The following is a 16563-nucleotide window of genomic DNA, read 5'->3' on the forward strand; positions in this document are numbered from 1 at the left end:
AGTGGCGAGACTTCTCTATCTATTTATTGGTTTAATAGCATACCTTTCGTCTATTGCCCAGACGCATAACCAAGTAGATGAAGAACCAGCCAATAAAGTATTATTTCGTACACTAAACAATGCCAATGAATTTGATAAAAAAATATCAAAAATAGATCTTCATTTTACAAAATCATCAGAGATATTTATTGACAATTATCCATCGAAAATTCCATTTTTAGGTGGAGTTCTATTGCCTAATATCTCTGATACAGGATTGGTGTATGTTCGATTGGCCGAAGGTATTATAAAACACGACAAATCTCTTCATAGAGAATTTATTTACAAACTTTCGGAATACGGAAAGGTGCATGATTATCCAATAATATCGGTTTCACAATACTTATTAAATCCTTATGACAGGTATGTTCAAATTCCCACTATTGAAGCCAACTTTTATTTACTTCCCTTTCAATGGAAGAATTTTAGAAGTTACCAATATTCGTTTGAAGGGAAAATAAAAAGTGATTCGGGTATTTTTTACCAATACTTTTTCTATCCAAAAAACCGATTTGGAAGTTTTTTTTCGGGCACTGTATTAATTGACTCTGCTACCAGTCAAATTGCAAAACTTCAATTAAAAGCGGAAAGCAATAACAAGCTAAATTTAGCAGATAGCCTGCTGATTGAAATTCATTGTAAAAAGATTAAAGACATCTATTTTCCTTTTTATTATTTATATACCTTTCACTACAGCATACAGCAGTATACAGGTCGACACGTCATACAAGTGTATGCTGAAAAGTTAGCAGAGCATTTCGAACACAAATTTCAAAAATTCACAAAAATTGAAATACAAGATACGGCTGATTTTTTAGAAATTGAATTGACTCCAAAGCAAAGAATAATACGCGAGGAAGATATTACATATTATCTCAAAAAAGAACAGGGTTTTATTCAGGATTCCTTATTTAAATATGCAGTAAAACATCCATTTAAAACCATTCTAACTTCAGGATTAAATCTTCCAATACGTGGAGGTAAGAATTTAGTATTAGTTCAACCCTTTTGGCGAGGTTTTGGCTTTAATGCAGTAGAATCTTTTTACATGCGATTAGGTGCAAGTATTTCGAGCACAGATTTAAGCAAATTCACATATGGCGTTGAGGTACGGCCATCCATTACAATGGACTATCTGAGATGGAAACAATCTCTTGCCTGGAACTTCTTACATCAATACAACGGAAAGGGCGAAATCACTTTTGGAAATACCATATTTCAAATCAATGAAAACGATCCGATTTTGCCAATCATCAACTCTTTTTATTCACTTTTTTTGAATGAAAACTATGCCAGCTACTACGAAAAATCTTTTTTAAAGGGTGTTTTTAGTATATCGATTCAGTCATTTGATATCCGCCTTTTAGCTGAATATTCTCATCGATCATCGCTTAACAATGCCTTGGATCGCAGTCCCTTTTGGAAATCAGGTGCTTTTTTGCCAAATAACCCTGATCATCCACCGGCGATTACAGCAAATGGATTTGCAAATCACTATGGAATGACACTCGATGTGGACATTAGCTGGCAGCCGGGTCGATATTATTTAGATGTGAATAGACGCAAAACTCCTTTAAAATCAGAAAGTCCCACCTATTTTCTCAACTACCGAAAAGGGATAAAAGCGCTCAACTCGCAGGTTGATTTTGACCAAATTACTCTTGGTTTGCAGCTCAAAAGGCGAATATCCAGATATGGCGTGAGTACTTTAGATGTGCAATACGGGCGTTTTGTTCGCAAAAGCAATGTGCCTTTTGTTGATTTTAAACATTTTAACGGCATTCAAACACTCTTTTTGCAGCCCACCACTGACCGGTGGAGCGATATCAGACAGTTTCGTACGCTGAGGTATTACGATTTTAGCACGGATGAGTACTTTTTTGAGCTTCACTACATCCATCGATTTGGCGGAGCGTTGTTTAATAACTGGAAGAGCTTCAGCCGGCTGAATATTCACACCGTAGCCGGGCTTAACTTACTCTCCACCGAGACAGAAAATATCTATTTTGAGCCATTTTTAGGTTTCGAAAATCTTTTTAAAATCTTCAAAATTCAGTTGGCCTACGGAATGGAAAATTGGCAAAAAAGCCGAGTGACGTTGCGACTCGGCTTTAATTTCAATATTGGTATTTATAAGAAATACCGAAGAATATAAATATCGATCACTTGGGTTTCATTATTCAGCTGCTGCATCTGCGAGCATCTGGTCGATGAGATATTTGTACGGACCTTCTCTGCCAATAAGATTGGCTTTTTCGATCAGCGAGCGCGCTTGAGTCTCTTCTTCGTGTTGCTCTTGTACGTACCACTGGAGAAACTGCAAGGCGCCATAGTCGCCAGCAGCCGTTGCAGCGCTTACCAAGGCATTGACAGATTTTGTCACATTGAGTTCGTTGTGATAGAAAGCCTGTAAAACGTCGAAAATGCCTTCAATTTTTTGTTCTTGATTTTTAGACGGTTCGATCACTACCTTACCTTCTCGCTCGAGCAGGTAGTGCACGAGCTTGAGCATATGGCCACGCTCCTCGTCGCTTTGCTTAAAAAAGAATTTCGATGCCCCGTCGAAACCATTTGAAGCACACCAAACAGCGAGTTTTAAATAGTCAGTAGAGGCTGCATTTTCAACTGTAATTTGTTGATTGAACAGTTTTTCGAGTGATTCTACTATCATGGTTTTTCAATTTTAAGTTTAGTCAAATAAATATTTATCGCTACCGTCTGACAGACGACTGCTGCTTCGCACACCATTCGGCTCGATGTAGCGCTTCTGAACCGCTTCATCGGCCGATGGTTGCCTTATGAAAAGTACCCGGCCTGAGAAATGCAAGTCTTTACCGGCCATGGAGTGGTTAAAATCTACAACAATTGAATTTGGCAAAACCTCGGTAACTACACCCGTAAGTGGATTTTCAGAAGGGCTGAATTGAAACTGAACGTAATCGCCCTTTTCGTACACGCGGTTTGGGAAGTATTCTGTTTCAGGTAATTCACTTAAATTGATTTCCCGGATCAGATCGGGTTTTATACGCCCGTAGGCCTCATCAGTAGTGAGGGTAAAGGAGAAACGCTCACCTTCTCTGAGTCCTCGAAGATTGTTTTCGAATGCCGGCAACATCACACCAGCGCCGAAGTAGAATTTCAAAGGCCAATTTTCACTCATTATCTCGAGTAAAGGGCCTTGTGGACCGCCTTCTCTCAATTCGTAACTGATCTCTACGATGGTATTATCAGCAATGGTCTCAGGTCTTAGGCTGTTCATGCTCATAATTAGACAGTATTTTATTTAGATTATTTTCGTGATTTATAAAATGATAATTGTCGAGCTTAGTGAGCAGTTCCATAAGTTGTTCGATTTCACTGTCTTGTAATGGGCCTGCAATAATTTCGTTTAATGGATAGAGTATTTTGAAGGCTTCGAGTACCTTTTCGCGTCCGTAAGGCGTAAGACCGATGCGAAGCGCGCGTCGGTCGTCTGAGTCGTTTATTTCCATCACGATACCTTTTGTAACAAGCCTTTTAATGGTAGCCATGCCGGTAGGTATTTCAATTACCTCACGGCTGAGCAATTCAGATTTGCGTGGTGTTTTTCCGTGCAAAAGGCTCGCAGCCAGGCCAAATTCTTCAGGTGTCGAAAATTCAGTGTATTTGAGCAATTCTTTGTTGTAAAAGCGAGCATAACGGCACATCTTGGCGAGCAGGTAGCCAAGTGATGAAAGTTTACCGGCATTCGAATGGATGTAGCGCAAGTGGATATCGTCAGTTTCTGAAGCATTGATGTACCTACCGAAGGCAGATAGGTTTTTATCTGTTTGTGAAGCATCGTCCCAGAATGCATCGAGCTTTTCAAGCACCTCTTTTATTAGGTCATATTTGGTCATCACATTTTATAATTTTATAATAAACTCGCTCAAACATTATTTCAATTTAATAGTATTTACTACAATAAAACATTAAACATGAAAAAGTTCACCGTACTTGTTGCTCAAATATTATTTTTAAGTTTTTTACATGCACAAACGGGCGTTGTTCGGGGTACTGTGACCGATGCTATTACCAATGAACCTCTCCCTTTTACAAATGTGGTAATAAAAGGATTAAACAAAGGTTCAACGACTAATGAAAAAGGTCAATATGAAATTACGGGTGTGCCGGTTGGACTTTACAATATTGAGGCCTCGTACATCGGCTACTTGCCAAAAACCGAATTTGAAGTGCAAGTGAGCCAGGCGCGGCCGGCAATTGTAAACTTTAAACTCAGGGAGAACACTGCCCAGATCGGCGAGGTGACCGTAACTGCTCAAAACAGTTTCAACCGTTCGCAAGAGAGCCCTGTCTCGCTCAACACTATTGGAATCAATGAAATACAGCGCAATCCTGGGGCTAATCAAGACATCTCACGCGTTATTCAGTCGCTGCCAGGTGTAGCCAGCACTCCAAATTTTAGAAACGACATCATCATACGCGGTGGCGCACCTAATGAAAACCGTTTTTACCTCGACGGCATTGAGATTCCGTCTATCAATCACTTTGGTACCCAAGGCAGTAGCGGAGGGCCGGTAGGTCTCATTAACGTGCAAACCATTAGAGAGGTTGACTTTTACACAGGCGCCTTTCCGGTAGAAAGGAGCAACGCCCTTTCGTCGGTAATGGACATCAAGCTAAAAGAGGGGAACGAAGAGAAATTGAAATACGTCTTTCAAGTAGGTGCGTCTGAAGCAGGTCTTACCGTAGATGGACCTTTAACAAACAACACAACTTTCATTGCCTCAGCCCGCAGGTCGTATTTGCAATTTCTCTTTTCGCTGCTCGAGCTGCCCTTCTTGCCCACATACAACGACTTTCAGTTTAAAACTCGAACCAAGCTAAGCGACAAGAGTCAGTTGGTGCTTTTGGGTCTAGGTGCCTTAGACTACGCTCCACTGAATCCAAATGCCAACAGCACCGAAGAGCAACGCTACATCCTTGCCTATTTGCCTGTTTTCAACCAGTGGAATTACTCCATCGGTGCACGTTATACCTACTTTGGCAAAAATTCATTTACCAACGTGGTACTAAGTCGGTTTATGCTCAACAACGAATCGTTTAAATACCCCGATAACAATGAGAATATGCAAAAACTCTTGGATTACCAAAGCCGGGAGATTGAAAACAAACTTCGCATAGAAAACGTGGCTCGCGTGGGTAAGCTTAAAGTAACCACTGGCGGACTTTTGGAGCAAGTAAAATATTCCACATCTACTACTGATCGCCGATTTGCCAATGGATTTGTGCTTGATTACGCCTCCGATCTGGTGCGCTACAAGTATGGCGCATTTGCACAAGTATCGGGCACAGCGCTGAAGGGCAGACTCGACTACTCAGCAGGAGTTCGCGCCGAAGGCCTTAACTTCAACGACCACATGAGCAATCCGCTCAATCAGTTTTCACCCCGTGTATCCCTTGCCTACAACCTCACCGACCGCTGGGCACTGAATGCCAACTGGGGAATTTATTACCAACTGCCCCCCTTCCCTACCCTTGGTTTTCGGGACAATGCCGGCAACCTCGTTAATACTGCGGCCCGCTACATCCGTTCTGATCACTACATCACAGGTATTTCATGGTTTCCAAGCACTACAGCCAAAGTAGCTGTTGAAGGATTTTTAAAGCAGTATTTCAATTACCCCTTCCTTTTGCGCGACAGTGTATCGCTCGCCAATCTGGGCAGTGACTTTGGCGTAATCGGCAACGCGCCGGCAACATTCGACAATCAGGGCAGAGCATATGGAGTAGAATTGAGTTACCAACAGAAACTCTATAAAGGTTTCTTTGGCATACTGGCCATTACTGCAGTGCGCAGCGAGTTTCAAGACAAAAACGGCATATACCGTCCATCAGCTTGGGACAACCGCCTTATAGCCACTGCCACGTTCGGAAAGAAATTTGGCCGTAATTGGGAAATCGGCTTCCAATACCAATACTTGGGCGGGGCACCTTACACGCCAATCGATACCATCAAATCGGGATTTATTCCTAACTTTCAGAACAATTCCTTTGGATTTCTGGACTTTTCCCGCATCAATTCCGAGCGCGTTGAAGGTTTTCATCGCCTGAACGCACGAATCGACAAAAAATGGTTTTTTGCTCGTTACAACTTAAATGTTTACTTCGACATTCAGAATGCCCTTGGCTTAGCTCCACAGGGTGCTCCGCGATTTGATGCGGTGCGCGATGAAAATGGTCAACCCATCGTCAATCCCAACGACCCAACCCGCTATCTAACGCGTCTTATTCCTAACAGTGCTACAGGTCCTGCTTTGCCGTCGATTGGGTTGATTGTAGAATTCTAATAAAGACATCACATCATCCACATTGAGCGGGTTTAGCTTGTATATTTTAAAGCTATTCCCGCTTTTTTTATGTTCATTCTTACTTTAAAGAAAAAATAAAAAAATTTTATTTATATAAACAATACTTTATTGTAAAAATAATCTTATGTTTTAAAATTTTAATTTATTTTTGAATTCAATAATTTGGAGATAATTATGAAACAATTCAGCAGATTATCGCCAGTTTTTTTGACAATATTTCTACTCTTTACAAAACTTTATGGTCAAACTTATACATGGACCGGTACCCTGAACAATCAACTAAGTAATGCACAAAACTGGACTCCACCTCGACTTTCACCATCTAACAACGATATTCTCATTTTTGCTGTGTCATCTTCCATCGCTCTTGACAGCATTCCATCGCCATACACTACGGGGAAAATTCTTATAGAATCAGGAGCCCAAGTTTCATTTTCATCTACATCTTCCGTTACATTAATCATTCAGGGTTCTACAGGCGAAGATTTGAGTGTTTGTTCGACCTGTAATTTGACCTTCTCCGGGAGTCCAACTATTACACTTCAAATAGACGCAGGAGCTACTGCTGAAATCAGCGGTGAAATTGTTTTTACCGGTGGAGGGCATCGACTATTGCCGTCAATCAATAATCAAGCTCAAATAGTATTTAAGAATGGAAGCTCCTTTCGGGCAGCATCGGGATTTACTGGCAATGCATTTGGAACATCAAATTCAACGCTGAATTCGGTAATTTTTCAAAACGGGTCTAGGTACATTTACGAATCAGGAGGTAATCCCTTTGGAGTAAGTGCTCCTAATTCGATCGTTGTTTTCCAACCAGGTAGTAGATTCGTGCAGCGTACCGGAGCAGCGCCTGCAATGGCTAATAGAAATTATGCTGACTTTGAGGTAGATATTACAAGCTCAACTACATATTATGGATCTTCACCGGTAAGTATCGACTCCTTGATCATCACCAACGGTACTGTGAATTTTAATTTACAAGCGGATAATCAGGTCAAAGGAAATATATTCATACAAACAGGCGCCACTTTAAACTTCAATCCACCCTCGAACGCTACATTGCGTTTCACCGGCACTAGTCCACAGCAATTGAATGGTACTGGAAATCTAACCTTTAATAATAATGTACTTCTGAGTTTTGAAAATACTTCTGGCATCACTATTAATAAAAATATTGCTGCATATCGGATAGAAGCTTCAACAGCAGTACCAGTTACCATCAACACTGGTCAGAATTTATCTATTTATACTTCATTTGATTCACAAGGAAATTTGATAATTAACGGCACAATAACTTTAGAAGCCACTTCAGCAAGTGATTATGCTATGTTGAAGTGCACAGGTGCGATTTCGGGTATTGGTCAGGTGGTACAAAAACAGTTTCTCACCGAAGGTTGGAACATGTTGAGCCAATCCTTAACAGCATCAAGTGCTGCCTTTTTTGGATCAATTGGCACCGATGCCGGCCACCCAAACATCAAGAATTTTTACTCATGGAATGGTCAAAACTGGGTAAACATTCCTAACAATCTTGCAGCCATCACAGCTGGAACGGGTTATTTTGGATTTGTGGGGCAGTATGGAATATATTCATCTTCAGGTGTACGTTCGTTTACTGGATTGCCGCTTACCTCAGTGAGTGTGCCTACCTTAACCCATCAAACAGCTGACACTGTTGTAAACTTTACTCTCTCTAACAATCCAACGGACCGAACCGGTTGGAATCTGGTCGGCAATCCACTCACCTGTGCGCTCGACTTCAGCACATTAAACCGAACCAACGTGGCAAATGCCTTTTACATCTACGATCACAACGGCGGAAATCCTATCTACAGGTATTACAGCGGAGGCGGTATTAATGACCCTTATATAGCACCGATGCAAGCTTTCTGGATTAAAACCACAGCTCTACCGGCCAGCTTGCACTCCGGACCTATTACTATGACCAATGGAATAATACCCACAACTGCTCCTATTCGTTATAAACCTCTATCTACTGGTGTAGAGGACTACTTTATCTTACGTGCTTATCAAACTTCGGATTCTTCAAAATCAGACGTAGTTGTTCTTTCCATTCACCAAAATGCTACTGATGGATACGATGAAGAGTGGGATGCTTTAAAACTTAAAAACGGAGGAGCAAATCCAAATATGTATTGTGTTTCAGGTACAGCAGCATTAGCCGTAAATACATTTTCTTTACCCAACACAATAAATCAAAAAGATTTCGATATCTATTTCCAATCAAACTTGCATCTAACACAGTATTACATTACACATGACAATTCAAAACTCACCCATTCATATGACATTTACTTAATTGATAAAAAAACTGGAAATATTCACGACTTAAATGCTGGTCCCTATTACTTCACATTTGATACTGCCTACATCGATCGTTTTATTTTCAGAATTAGCCCTAAAGCACTTTCAAATAAAGAACAGATCGATTTTACGAAAAACCTTCAGGTCTTTTTCGAAAATCGCAAAATCAATGTATTATCAAAAGAAATTTCAGTTAATGCACGGATAAAAGTTATAAATGCTACAGGTCAAATTATTATGGATCATCAAATCTATTTAACTAAAAATGAAAAAACTACCGTAGAGCTAAATCCAACTATTGCTGCGGGAGTTTATTCTGTCATTTTTGAAGCATCTAATGGAAGAATTTTTAAAAAATTTATAATCTTGTAATGGGTTAAATTAAAATTGAAAAAGAAGAACGATAATAACTCAGCAAAATGAATGTTACTTGACACTTACTTTTTTGAAAAATTTTTCAAGTAGTATAGCATCGCTTGCCTGTCGTTTTCGAAAGTAAGCAGATTAATGGAACTTTCTGATACAGAAAGTGGTAACAGTTGAAGGATTTCGTTGTTTCTAATTTCAAACGATTGTTTAGGATATACTCTGTAATAGATTGGTATAACCGAAATTTCCGGATCGAAAACGGAGATTATCGGTTTTTCATACACATAGAATTGCTCAGCATCATACAGCTCCAGACCTAACTCTTCGCTTAGCTCGCGATGCAGAGCATCAAAAATACCTTCTCCCCACTGCATTCCACCACCTGGAAATTTAACCATTTCAACGCCTTTATAAAATTCTCTGGTAGCAAGGATATGATTGGCTGAATCTAAATCGATGATGGCATACACGCGAATGGAAAATCTCTTACCCATAAAACAAAAATAGCCGGCTGTTTGAAACAACCGGCTAAAATTAGGAACAAGATTTTGTTATCTCATGATGGTAATGGTACCGTTATACTTTTCTTGACCTACAATTAGGTCGTAGAAATACACCCCGTCAGGTACCGGTTCGCCTGTGTTTCTTCGTCGGCCATTCCAGCAGGCAGCGGGATTCGCATCATCGCAGTTCTGATAATTTGGCGATTCGAAGACTACGTCGCCCCAGCGATTGAATATTTTGATTTGTGCTGACGGATGCGTATTGAGTTTTAAGATAATAAAAATATCATTCACCCCGTCACCGTTTGGTGTAAATACATTAGGGATTGTGATTTCTTCTGGACCAGTAGGAGGTGGTGGAGGTGGTGGTGTAGTGTCTTGCGGACAAGTGTCAGGTTTTACTAAATAAATGGTTTTTCGATAGGTGTGCCCTGAAAAACAATTGTCGTATATAAAGACCTCTACGGAATCTTTTTCAGCCCAGGTTTTAGACTCCCATAAGGTGTCATTGGTCTGGTATACTACACCGCGGTACGTCCAGTCTATAAAGTAGGGTGGGATACCTCCGCTGTCAGGTGCTGCATTGAGTACGTATTCAAAAGGCAATTCGCAGTAAAATAGAGTATCAGGCAACTTGCTTACATAAATGGGTTCATTGTCTATGATATAAAATGTGCGCGTTACTCCGGCAGTAAAACATCCGCTATCTGCCGTAGTGATGATTACAGTTTCAACTCCTTCTTTTATAGAATCAGCAAATGGATAAACAATCAGACCTTTTGCTGTATTACCTGGCTCGAATCGTATAGTTCCGTCCAATGAATCGTAATCTACCCCATTGATAGCTGTACCTGAAACATTATAATAAATAAAAGTAGTATCTGATGCCGGAAACTGGCTTACAAAATTCATCAGACCATAGTTGCAACCTTCGATCAAGGTACTGTCGTTGGGTGCATTAGGGAATGGATTTGATGTTTGCAGTTCAGGCTCAATACCTTTAAAGCTACCGGCCTCAAGGAAAACGGCAGAATTCAAAGCTCCATCCGTAACGTCAGCTATTGCCATTTTTATGGTATAGGTCTGAGCGCAGTTCACTTTGGTTTCAGCCGTAAGCGGCACAGTGAATCCTGGCATATTCACCGTAGTCATGGCTGCATTGTTGACAAAGTAAATAGAATGAGCGACAAAGTTTGGATTGGCAGCCAGACACGGAGCAGGGTTACCTGCACTTGGTACCCCACTGTTTACTGTATTGATGGCCACAGGAATGTTAGTGCCAGGAATAAGCGCAATGTTAATCGAGTTATTTGAAAAAGGACCCGAGATTCCGGGGCCGCTTACAAAGAATCCGAAAACATCATTAAACAATGAGCAGGTAAATCCAGGGTATTCTCGCGATGCAAATACATAACGGAATTTGATTGAGTCACCCATCGGCACGAAATTGAAGGTGATGCGAACCAGGTTGTTAATTGAAGATGCAGGTAAACCCATTGATACCAAAAGAGCCTGTAAATCTGAGTCGCTTCCTCCTGCATTTCCTACCGGTGTGGCTGGTCCATTAGGAACCACGTGGTTAATACCACCAGTCGACATTACAACCCCGCTATCTAGACCAATATTAGAATTCACTCCATTGAAAAAACCAATACCTGAATTACCTACAGAGATAATATTGCTCACCTGTACTCCAGTACCTATAAGTACATTTTGAATCAGATTAGGTACAGGTGAGTACAATGGGGCTGCTTGGCTCACTGTGAGCTGGGCAAAAGTGGAGTGACTTAAAACTCCTGAAACTGCTAAAAAAAGTCCAAGAAGTTTTTTCATTTTGCTTTATCGAATTAGATGAATTGTGCCAGAGCGTTCTTCTTTTACGTCGTTTTTTAACGATATTAAAATCTTATACAAATATAGACCTTGAGGGGCGTCCTGACCTATATATTTTCCGTCCCAAGATTTGGTAATATCATCTGACTCAAAGACCATCTGCCCCCAGCGGTTGAATATCTGAATTTGATATCCTTCAATACCCTCAGCTATCACTTGAAACACGTCGTTTTTACCATCGCCGTTAGGCGTGAAGCTATTAGGAATGTAAATGAGAAAGTCTCTTTGAACATTAATGTTTCTACGTAAGGTGTCCTGGCAACCAAATTCATTAGAAACTACCAGTGTTATTGTGTAAGAGCCAGGTGCTGAATAAATGTGTTTCGGATTGGGAAGAATGGAAGTTTTTCCATCACCAAAGTCCCAAGAGTAGGAGGTGGCATTTTTACTGTTATTAAACATCTGTACCGCTAACTCTACAAAACTTATCTGCTCGGCTCTGAAGGCAGCTTCAGGCTCTGGATAGACATATACTATGGTGGAATCTACTTTAATATTACCACATGCATCAGTTACTGTGAAATAATAAACTGTTGTATCGCTGGGTTGCACCGTCATTCGGGTATCTTGTGGAAACCCACCTTGCCAGCCATAGGTAAAAGGAGGTTTATCTCCTGTGAAATTTGCTTCTATTTGAATTTTTTCACCCTGGCAAATGCCGTAGTCGAGTGTTTCAATATTAATTTGGTTATCCATATTGGCATATAGGGTCTTCGATAGCAAGAGTGTATCAGAGTAACAGGAATCAGTAACATAATAATATAAAGTCGTATCATGAAGTACAACAAAAAACCGGGACTTATTGGTGTCGTTGTCAAACCACCAACCAAAAGTACTTCCTTCACCACCAGTCATTAATACTTCCAACTGGATAGAATCACCTGGACAATACACCGTATCATAGCCGCTTTTGTTAAGAATTCCGGCGTTCATAGGCTTAGGATCGCGAATCCAAATACGTACGGTATCAAGTGGGTATTGGTAGCAAGGGCTCCACGCGTAATAGGTGTTGAATGACAAGAGACGGGGTTGTTGGGGTATTTTATTGTTGATAGGTGTTACCCAGAGAGTATCATACACCTTGCCAGCTGCTATTACAAATGAATCAGGAAGAGCCACATAATCGGTTCCTGCCACTGCAGTTCCGCCTGTGTTAAATTTTATGGTGAGGGGTATTTGTGTGTTAAAAGTACGCTTAAAAACGATTGGAAATGCCCCGCAACTCTCACTAATAGTGTCACCTTTGTTAAGATATCCCGGGCTGTTGCCTGTATGGTACATTTCCAGTTTTGGAACTTTAAAACTATTAGCTCGTAAAAACACGGCAGAATTTAGAGCATTGTCGCTTACGTTTGCGATGGCGAGTTTGATTCTGTAATAATTTCCACATTGTACAGATGCCACAGCCTTAAGTGGTTTGGTTGCGCCATTGTATGAAGTACCCGTAGGGGCATTATTGAAATAGATGCTATGAGCAACAAAGTTAGGGTTTGCAGCCAGGCATATCGATGCGCTGCCACCGCCAGTAGGCGCACCTCCGTTTAATGTGTTAATTGCTACCGGAATGTTTGTACCGGGTATTAAAGCAATGTTTTGTGTAGTAACCTGATTAGCCGGGGTGCCGTTGATTCCAGGACCTGTCAGAAAAAATCCGAATACATCATTGAAGGCCGTACATGTAAAGCTTTGATATTCTTTGGAGGCAAAAACATATTCAAATTCCAACGAATCTGCATAACTAATAAAATCAAATTCAATACGAGCAATGCTAAACAGACCACCAGAGATGCCCATCTGCTGTTGTAAGGCCTGTAGCTGAGCATCAGTCATCGGACCTCCGGGTCCAGTAGCATTACCCCCGACCAACGCATCTGTAGCTGGGGCAGTAACCATGATTATACCGGTATCGATTCCAATATTTGTATTTACACCATTAAAAGCACCAATCTGGTTAGTGTTTGGCCACTGAGGCTGCGGACCAAACCAAAAAACAATCATAGAGTCCTGGACGAAAATATTTTTAACCAGCCACATGCCATTCTGGTACTGGCCGGTATTGTTCACCACGAGCTGAGCGCTGATACTCAATAAAAAAGAACAAAAAACGGCCGTTAGAGTAGCTTTTTTTATCATTCAAACGAATGTTAAATCAATGAGTAAAAATACTCAATGATTGAAAAAAAGTAATCGACGCTTTTGAAAATATCAATATTTGTTCGTCGAACGTCCTTTAATATCACTTATGAATTATGATAGAGCATAAGACCGGATTGATTTACCAATATCGAAAGCCAAGTCTTAAAACGGCTAGGGGCGCCATTTTCATGGTTCATGGTTATGGCAGTCATGAGCTTGATTTATTTTCCTTTGCTGATGAGCTGCCGGGCGATGTACACATCTACTCCCTTAGAGCCCCTTATCGCCTTCTATGGGGCGGGTACTGCTGGTACAACATTGATTTTTCAGCAGATGGCCGAGTCATCGGTCAGAATCTGGAGGAAGCCCATACTTCGAAAGAACTTATCCACACCTTCATCCAAAACACCATGAAGGATACAGGCCTCCAGCCGGGCAATGCTATACTGATGGGCTTCAGCCAGGGAGCCATTCTCGGCTATGCGGTAGCCCTCACCTACCCCGAATCCCTGAGTGCCCTCGTAGCTATGAGCGGGTACATCAATAATCAGCTACTCCCCGAAAGTATGCCCTATGAACGACTGAAACACCTCGAAATCCTAATAACCCATGGCACTGAAGACCCCATTATACCCTTCGATTGGGCAAAAAGGAGTGCTGATTTTTTGGAAAGAAACAACTTATCACACAGATTTTATGGCTATCACGCTGGCCATGGTATTGATAGTCAATCATTTTTTGAAATAAAAAAATTTGTTAGTCAAAAAATTTCAAGCTTTTAAATTTTATTTAATTTTGTGATAACCTAATATAAACTTATCAAAAATGAAGAGAACTTTACTACTTTCAGCAATCATGGTTGTTACAGTTTCAGTAGCACAAAACAAAGTAATCCCTGAGACCATTGAATATCCACCCATTAAAGGTTTTGTGGATGCAGGTTTGTGGGGACCATATCAACAAACAGCATCTAAAGTTGCAAACCTCGGGATTTCCATCGGTGATGGAGGTAATGCGTATGGAATTATGTTCGACGCCAAAACCTATGTATGGGCGTTGCCTTCTTTAAACTCTGTCGGTATGGTTCATCGCTCAAATCCGGCAATCACTAACGACGTATCGACTGGATCACTTCGATATGGATATTCTACAAACAGAGGACTGACATGGAATATGAATCAAGGACCTCTGTGGAACCCAACGCCCTCCACAGAGGTAGCTCGTTATCCACAAGGTGTATTGTTTAATCCGACGGGAAATACCAACCCTGATAGTTTGTATGTGGCTTTTTACGCACCAGTACTTGATAACTCAAATTCGAGCTGGGGAGGAATCGTAGTTGGTAGTTCAAGAGTATCAGGAAACGCTAACTTGAACACTCAACGTTTCAGCTCATTTACATCTAGCCCCTCATTTGCTGTTCAAGTACCGAATGATTTTACAGCTGTAAATGCTACCCAGAAAGTATTCGGAATTGCAGAAAAACGAATAGGTACCGCATATGATGACACATTAATACTTACCGTAGGAACTTGGAACAACGCCACAAAATCATTTACTTGGACAAATCAATTCATCCATTGCCCAATGGGAGCTGATTCTTCAGGAGCCAAACAAATAGCAGACGTGAAAATTGCATTTGGCCCAAATGGTCAAGTGGGATATCTCGGTATTATTGGCTACTCACAAGATACTAATTTCGCCCCTGTAATGGCATTTCATCCGCTTTACATGAAAACAATTGACGGCGGACAAACTTGGACCGGTCCTTTCCCAATTAACTTACAAACTCTTCAATTTTCACATGGTTTGACTGGTAGCGTTCTCGCATCTATGCAAGCATATGGTGCCGCTAACAACTGGACCATAAATCACATTTCAACCGCTTTCAATATCGATGTAGCAGTAGATGCGAATAACAACCCGCACTTTGCGGTAAATATCAACCCTGCTGCTGTATCTACTATTACAAGTACAGGTGGATCAGGTAGTCCATTCTCCATTTATTCTGCTTTCAACTATGCCGTTGATATCTATTCACCCAATGGAGGTAATACTTGGTCAGCCATTTTCTTAGATACTCTGGATTTTTTTAGGGGTCTTTATGGATCTGGTGCTAACCTTGCAGAAGACAATAGAATTCAAATAGCCAGAACTGAAGATGGACAATACCTTGTAGTTACTTGGGGCGATACAGATTTTAACCTTTGGGGTAATCCAACTGGTGGCAATGTGTTCCCTGATGTGAAAGCAAGGGGCTTCAGAGTACAAGGCAATTCTATTACACTTTATCCCATTATTAACTTCATGGATCAAGCAGTTGACTTTAAAGGTGCTGGTCATCAACACTGTTTAAGCCACTTCTTAATTGACTCTACCAATTTGACTCAGCCAAGATTGAGAGTTCCTGTAGTAGTTCAAGAATATCAAAACGGGGACATCAGTAATGACTTGCTTCCAGTTATTTACAAGTATTTCAATTTCTCTTATCAATTGACTACGAGCAATACTAGCCAGAATGAATATGCAAATGCTCTTTCAAATGTGAGAATATTTCCTAACCCTACAAATGGAAATACAGCACTTACTGTGCTGTTTGAAAATGCTCATGCCGGAAACTACTCGCTCGAAATCTGCGATATCGCCGGTAAAATTGTAAAATCTCAATCTCTGGGCTTTGTGGGCGAAGGCAAGCAGCGTGTAGAAATTTTGACTTCTAATCTTGCTTCTGGTATTTACCTCGTAAACATCAGAGGCACTCACGGTGTAGCTTCGCAGAGACTTGTGGTGCGATAAATTAGTATAACTGATAAAACATGAAGCTGTCCTAAAAGAGGGCAGCTTTTTTTTATCAGTTTTTAAATGGTATTTAATGTTACAAAAAATGAATTAGACTTAAAGCAGGTTTTTGGTAGTGATATTTCAAAAAATTGATTTTTGAAGTG

Annotated in this window: 11 protein-coding genes; 5 read left to right on the plus strand and 6 right to left on the minus strand. The window is 40.7% G+C overall.

The window, feature by feature from the left end; genetic code table 11:
- The first annotated feature begins 1 nt into the window (after window position 1).
- Window positions 2-2194: a DUF5686 family protein gene (locus EIP89_RS05520; RefSeq protein WP_124397668.1), complete on the plus strand. Its 2193-nt coding sequence runs from the start codon at window positions 2-4 to the stop codon at window positions 2192-2194.
- A 21-nt stretch (window positions 2195-2215) separates the two neighbouring features.
- Here EIP89_RS05520 and EIP89_RS05525 read toward each other — a convergent pair whose 3' ends face one another.
- Genes EIP89_RS05525 through EIP89_RS05535 form a run of 3 tightly spaced genes read right to left on the minus strand, consistent with a single transcriptional unit; the run spans window position 2216 to window position 3917 of the window.
- A complete protein-coding gene (locus EIP89_RS05525; protein ID WP_124397669.1) occupies window positions 2216-2710 on the minus strand; it encodes a ferritin in 495 nt (164 codons plus the stop codon).
- A gap of 18 nt (window positions 2711-2728) precedes the next feature.
- Complete coding sequence (locus EIP89_RS05530) at window positions 2729-3304, minus strand: FKBP-type peptidyl-prolyl cis-trans isomerase (protein ID WP_124397670.1); 576 nt, start codon at window positions 3302-3304, stop codon at window positions 2729-2731.
- Window positions 3279-3917 carry a MarR family winged helix-turn-helix transcriptional regulator gene (locus EIP89_RS05535; RefSeq protein ID WP_124397671.1) on the minus strand — a complete coding sequence of 213 codons (639 nt, stop codon included), beginning with the start codon at window positions 3915-3917 and terminating at the stop codon, window positions 3279-3281. Before EIP89_RS05535 ends, EIP89_RS05530 begins: the two co-directional genes overlap by 26 nt.
- A gap of 78 nt (window positions 3918-3995) precedes the next feature.
- On the opposite strand from EIP89_RS05535, the gene EIP89_RS05540 reads away from it, so the two are divergent.
- Together EIP89_RS05540 and EIP89_RS05545 are read left to right on the plus strand one after the other, a co-directional pair.
- Complete coding sequence (locus EIP89_RS05540; protein WP_124397672.1) at window positions 3996-6368, plus strand: TonB-dependent receptor; 2373 nt, start codon at window positions 3996-3998, stop codon at window positions 6366-6368.
- A gap of 195 nt (window positions 6369-6563) precedes the next feature.
- Window positions 6564-9089, plus strand: a complete 2526-nt coding sequence (locus EIP89_RS05545) for a T9SS type A sorting domain-containing protein (RefSeq protein WP_124397673.1) — start codon at window positions 6564-6566, stop codon at window positions 9087-9089.
- A 65-nt stretch (window positions 9090-9154) separates the two neighbouring features.
- Here EIP89_RS05545 and EIP89_RS05550 read toward each other — a convergent pair whose 3' ends face one another.
- The 3 genes from EIP89_RS05550 to EIP89_RS05560 are packed head-to-tail and all read right to left on the minus strand — an operon-like array spanning window position 9155 to window position 13615.
- Window positions 9155-9580, minus strand: a complete 426-nt coding sequence (locus EIP89_RS05550) for an NUDIX domain-containing protein (protein WP_124397674.1) — start codon at window positions 9578-9580, stop codon at window positions 9155-9157.
- Window positions 9581-9637: 57 nt separating this feature from the next.
- Window positions 9638-11422: a choice-of-anchor L domain-containing protein gene (locus tag EIP89_RS05555; RefSeq protein WP_124397675.1), complete on the minus strand. Its 1785-nt coding sequence runs from the start codon at window positions 11420-11422 to the stop codon at window positions 9638-9640.
- A gap of 6 nt (window positions 11423-11428) precedes the next feature.
- Window positions 11429-13615, minus strand: coding sequence for a choice-of-anchor L domain-containing protein (locus EIP89_RS05560; RefSeq protein ID WP_124397676.1), 2187 nt, complete (start codon window positions 13613-13615; stop codon window positions 11429-11431).
- Window positions 13616-13731: 116 nt separating this feature from the next.
- Between EIP89_RS05560 and EIP89_RS05565 the strand changes: the two genes are divergently transcribed.
- Window positions 13732-14400, plus strand: a complete 669-nt coding sequence (locus EIP89_RS05565; protein WP_124397677.1) for an alpha/beta hydrolase — start codon at window positions 13732-13734, stop codon at window positions 14398-14400.
- 43 nt (window positions 14401-14443) lie between these two features.
- Window positions 14444-16414: a T9SS type A sorting domain-containing protein gene (locus tag EIP89_RS05570; protein ID WP_124397678.1), complete on the plus strand. Its 1971-nt coding sequence runs from the start codon at window positions 14444-14446 to the stop codon at window positions 16412-16414.
- Window positions 16415-16563 lie beyond the last annotated feature (149 nt).

The sequence above is a fragment of the Thermaurantimonas aggregans genome (assembly GCF_003851885.1).
GTDB lineage: Bacteria > Bacteroidota > Bacteroidia > Flavobacteriales > Schleiferiaceae > Thermaurantimonas > Thermaurantimonas aggregans.

Excerpts from the sequence above, each read along its gene's own strand:
- EIP89_RS05525 (WP_124397669.1), bottom strand. The coding sequence starts at position 2,710 with ATGATAGTAGAATCACTCGAAAAACTGTTCAATCAACAAATTACAGTT.
- EIP89_RS05550 (WP_124397674.1), bottom strand. The coding sequence starts at position 9,580 with ATGGGTAAGAGATTTTCCATTCGCGTGTATGCCATCATCGATTTAGAT.
- EIP89_RS05570 (WP_124397678.1), top strand. The coding sequence starts at position 14,444 with ATGAAGAGAACTTTACTACTTTCAGCAATCATGGTTGTTACAGTTTCA.
- EIP89_RS05540 (WP_124397672.1), top strand. The coding sequence starts at position 3,996 with ATGAAAAAGTTCACCGTACTTGTTGCTCAAATATTATTTTTAAGTTTT.
- EIP89_RS05535 (WP_124397671.1), bottom strand. The coding sequence starts at position 3,917 with ATGACCAAATATGACCTAATAAAAGAGGTGCTTGAAAAGCTCGATGCA.
- EIP89_RS05530 (WP_124397670.1), bottom strand. The coding sequence starts at position 3,304 with ATGAGCATGAACAGCCTAAGACCTGAGACCATTGCTGATAATACCATC.
- EIP89_RS05565 (WP_124397677.1), top strand. The coding sequence starts at position 13,732 with ATGATAGAGCATAAGACCGGATTGATTTACCAATATCGAAAGCCAAGT.
- EIP89_RS05560 (WP_124397676.1), bottom strand. The coding sequence starts at position 13,615 with ATGATAAAAAAAGCTACTCTAACGGCCGTTTTTTGTTCTTTTTTATTG.
- EIP89_RS05545 (WP_124397673.1), top strand. The coding sequence starts at position 6,564 with ATGAAACAATTCAGCAGATTATCGCCAGTTTTTTTGACAATATTTCTA.
- EIP89_RS05555 (WP_124397675.1), bottom strand. The coding sequence starts at position 11,422 with ATGAAAAAACTTCTTGGACTTTTTTTAGCAGTTTCAGGAGTTTTAAGT.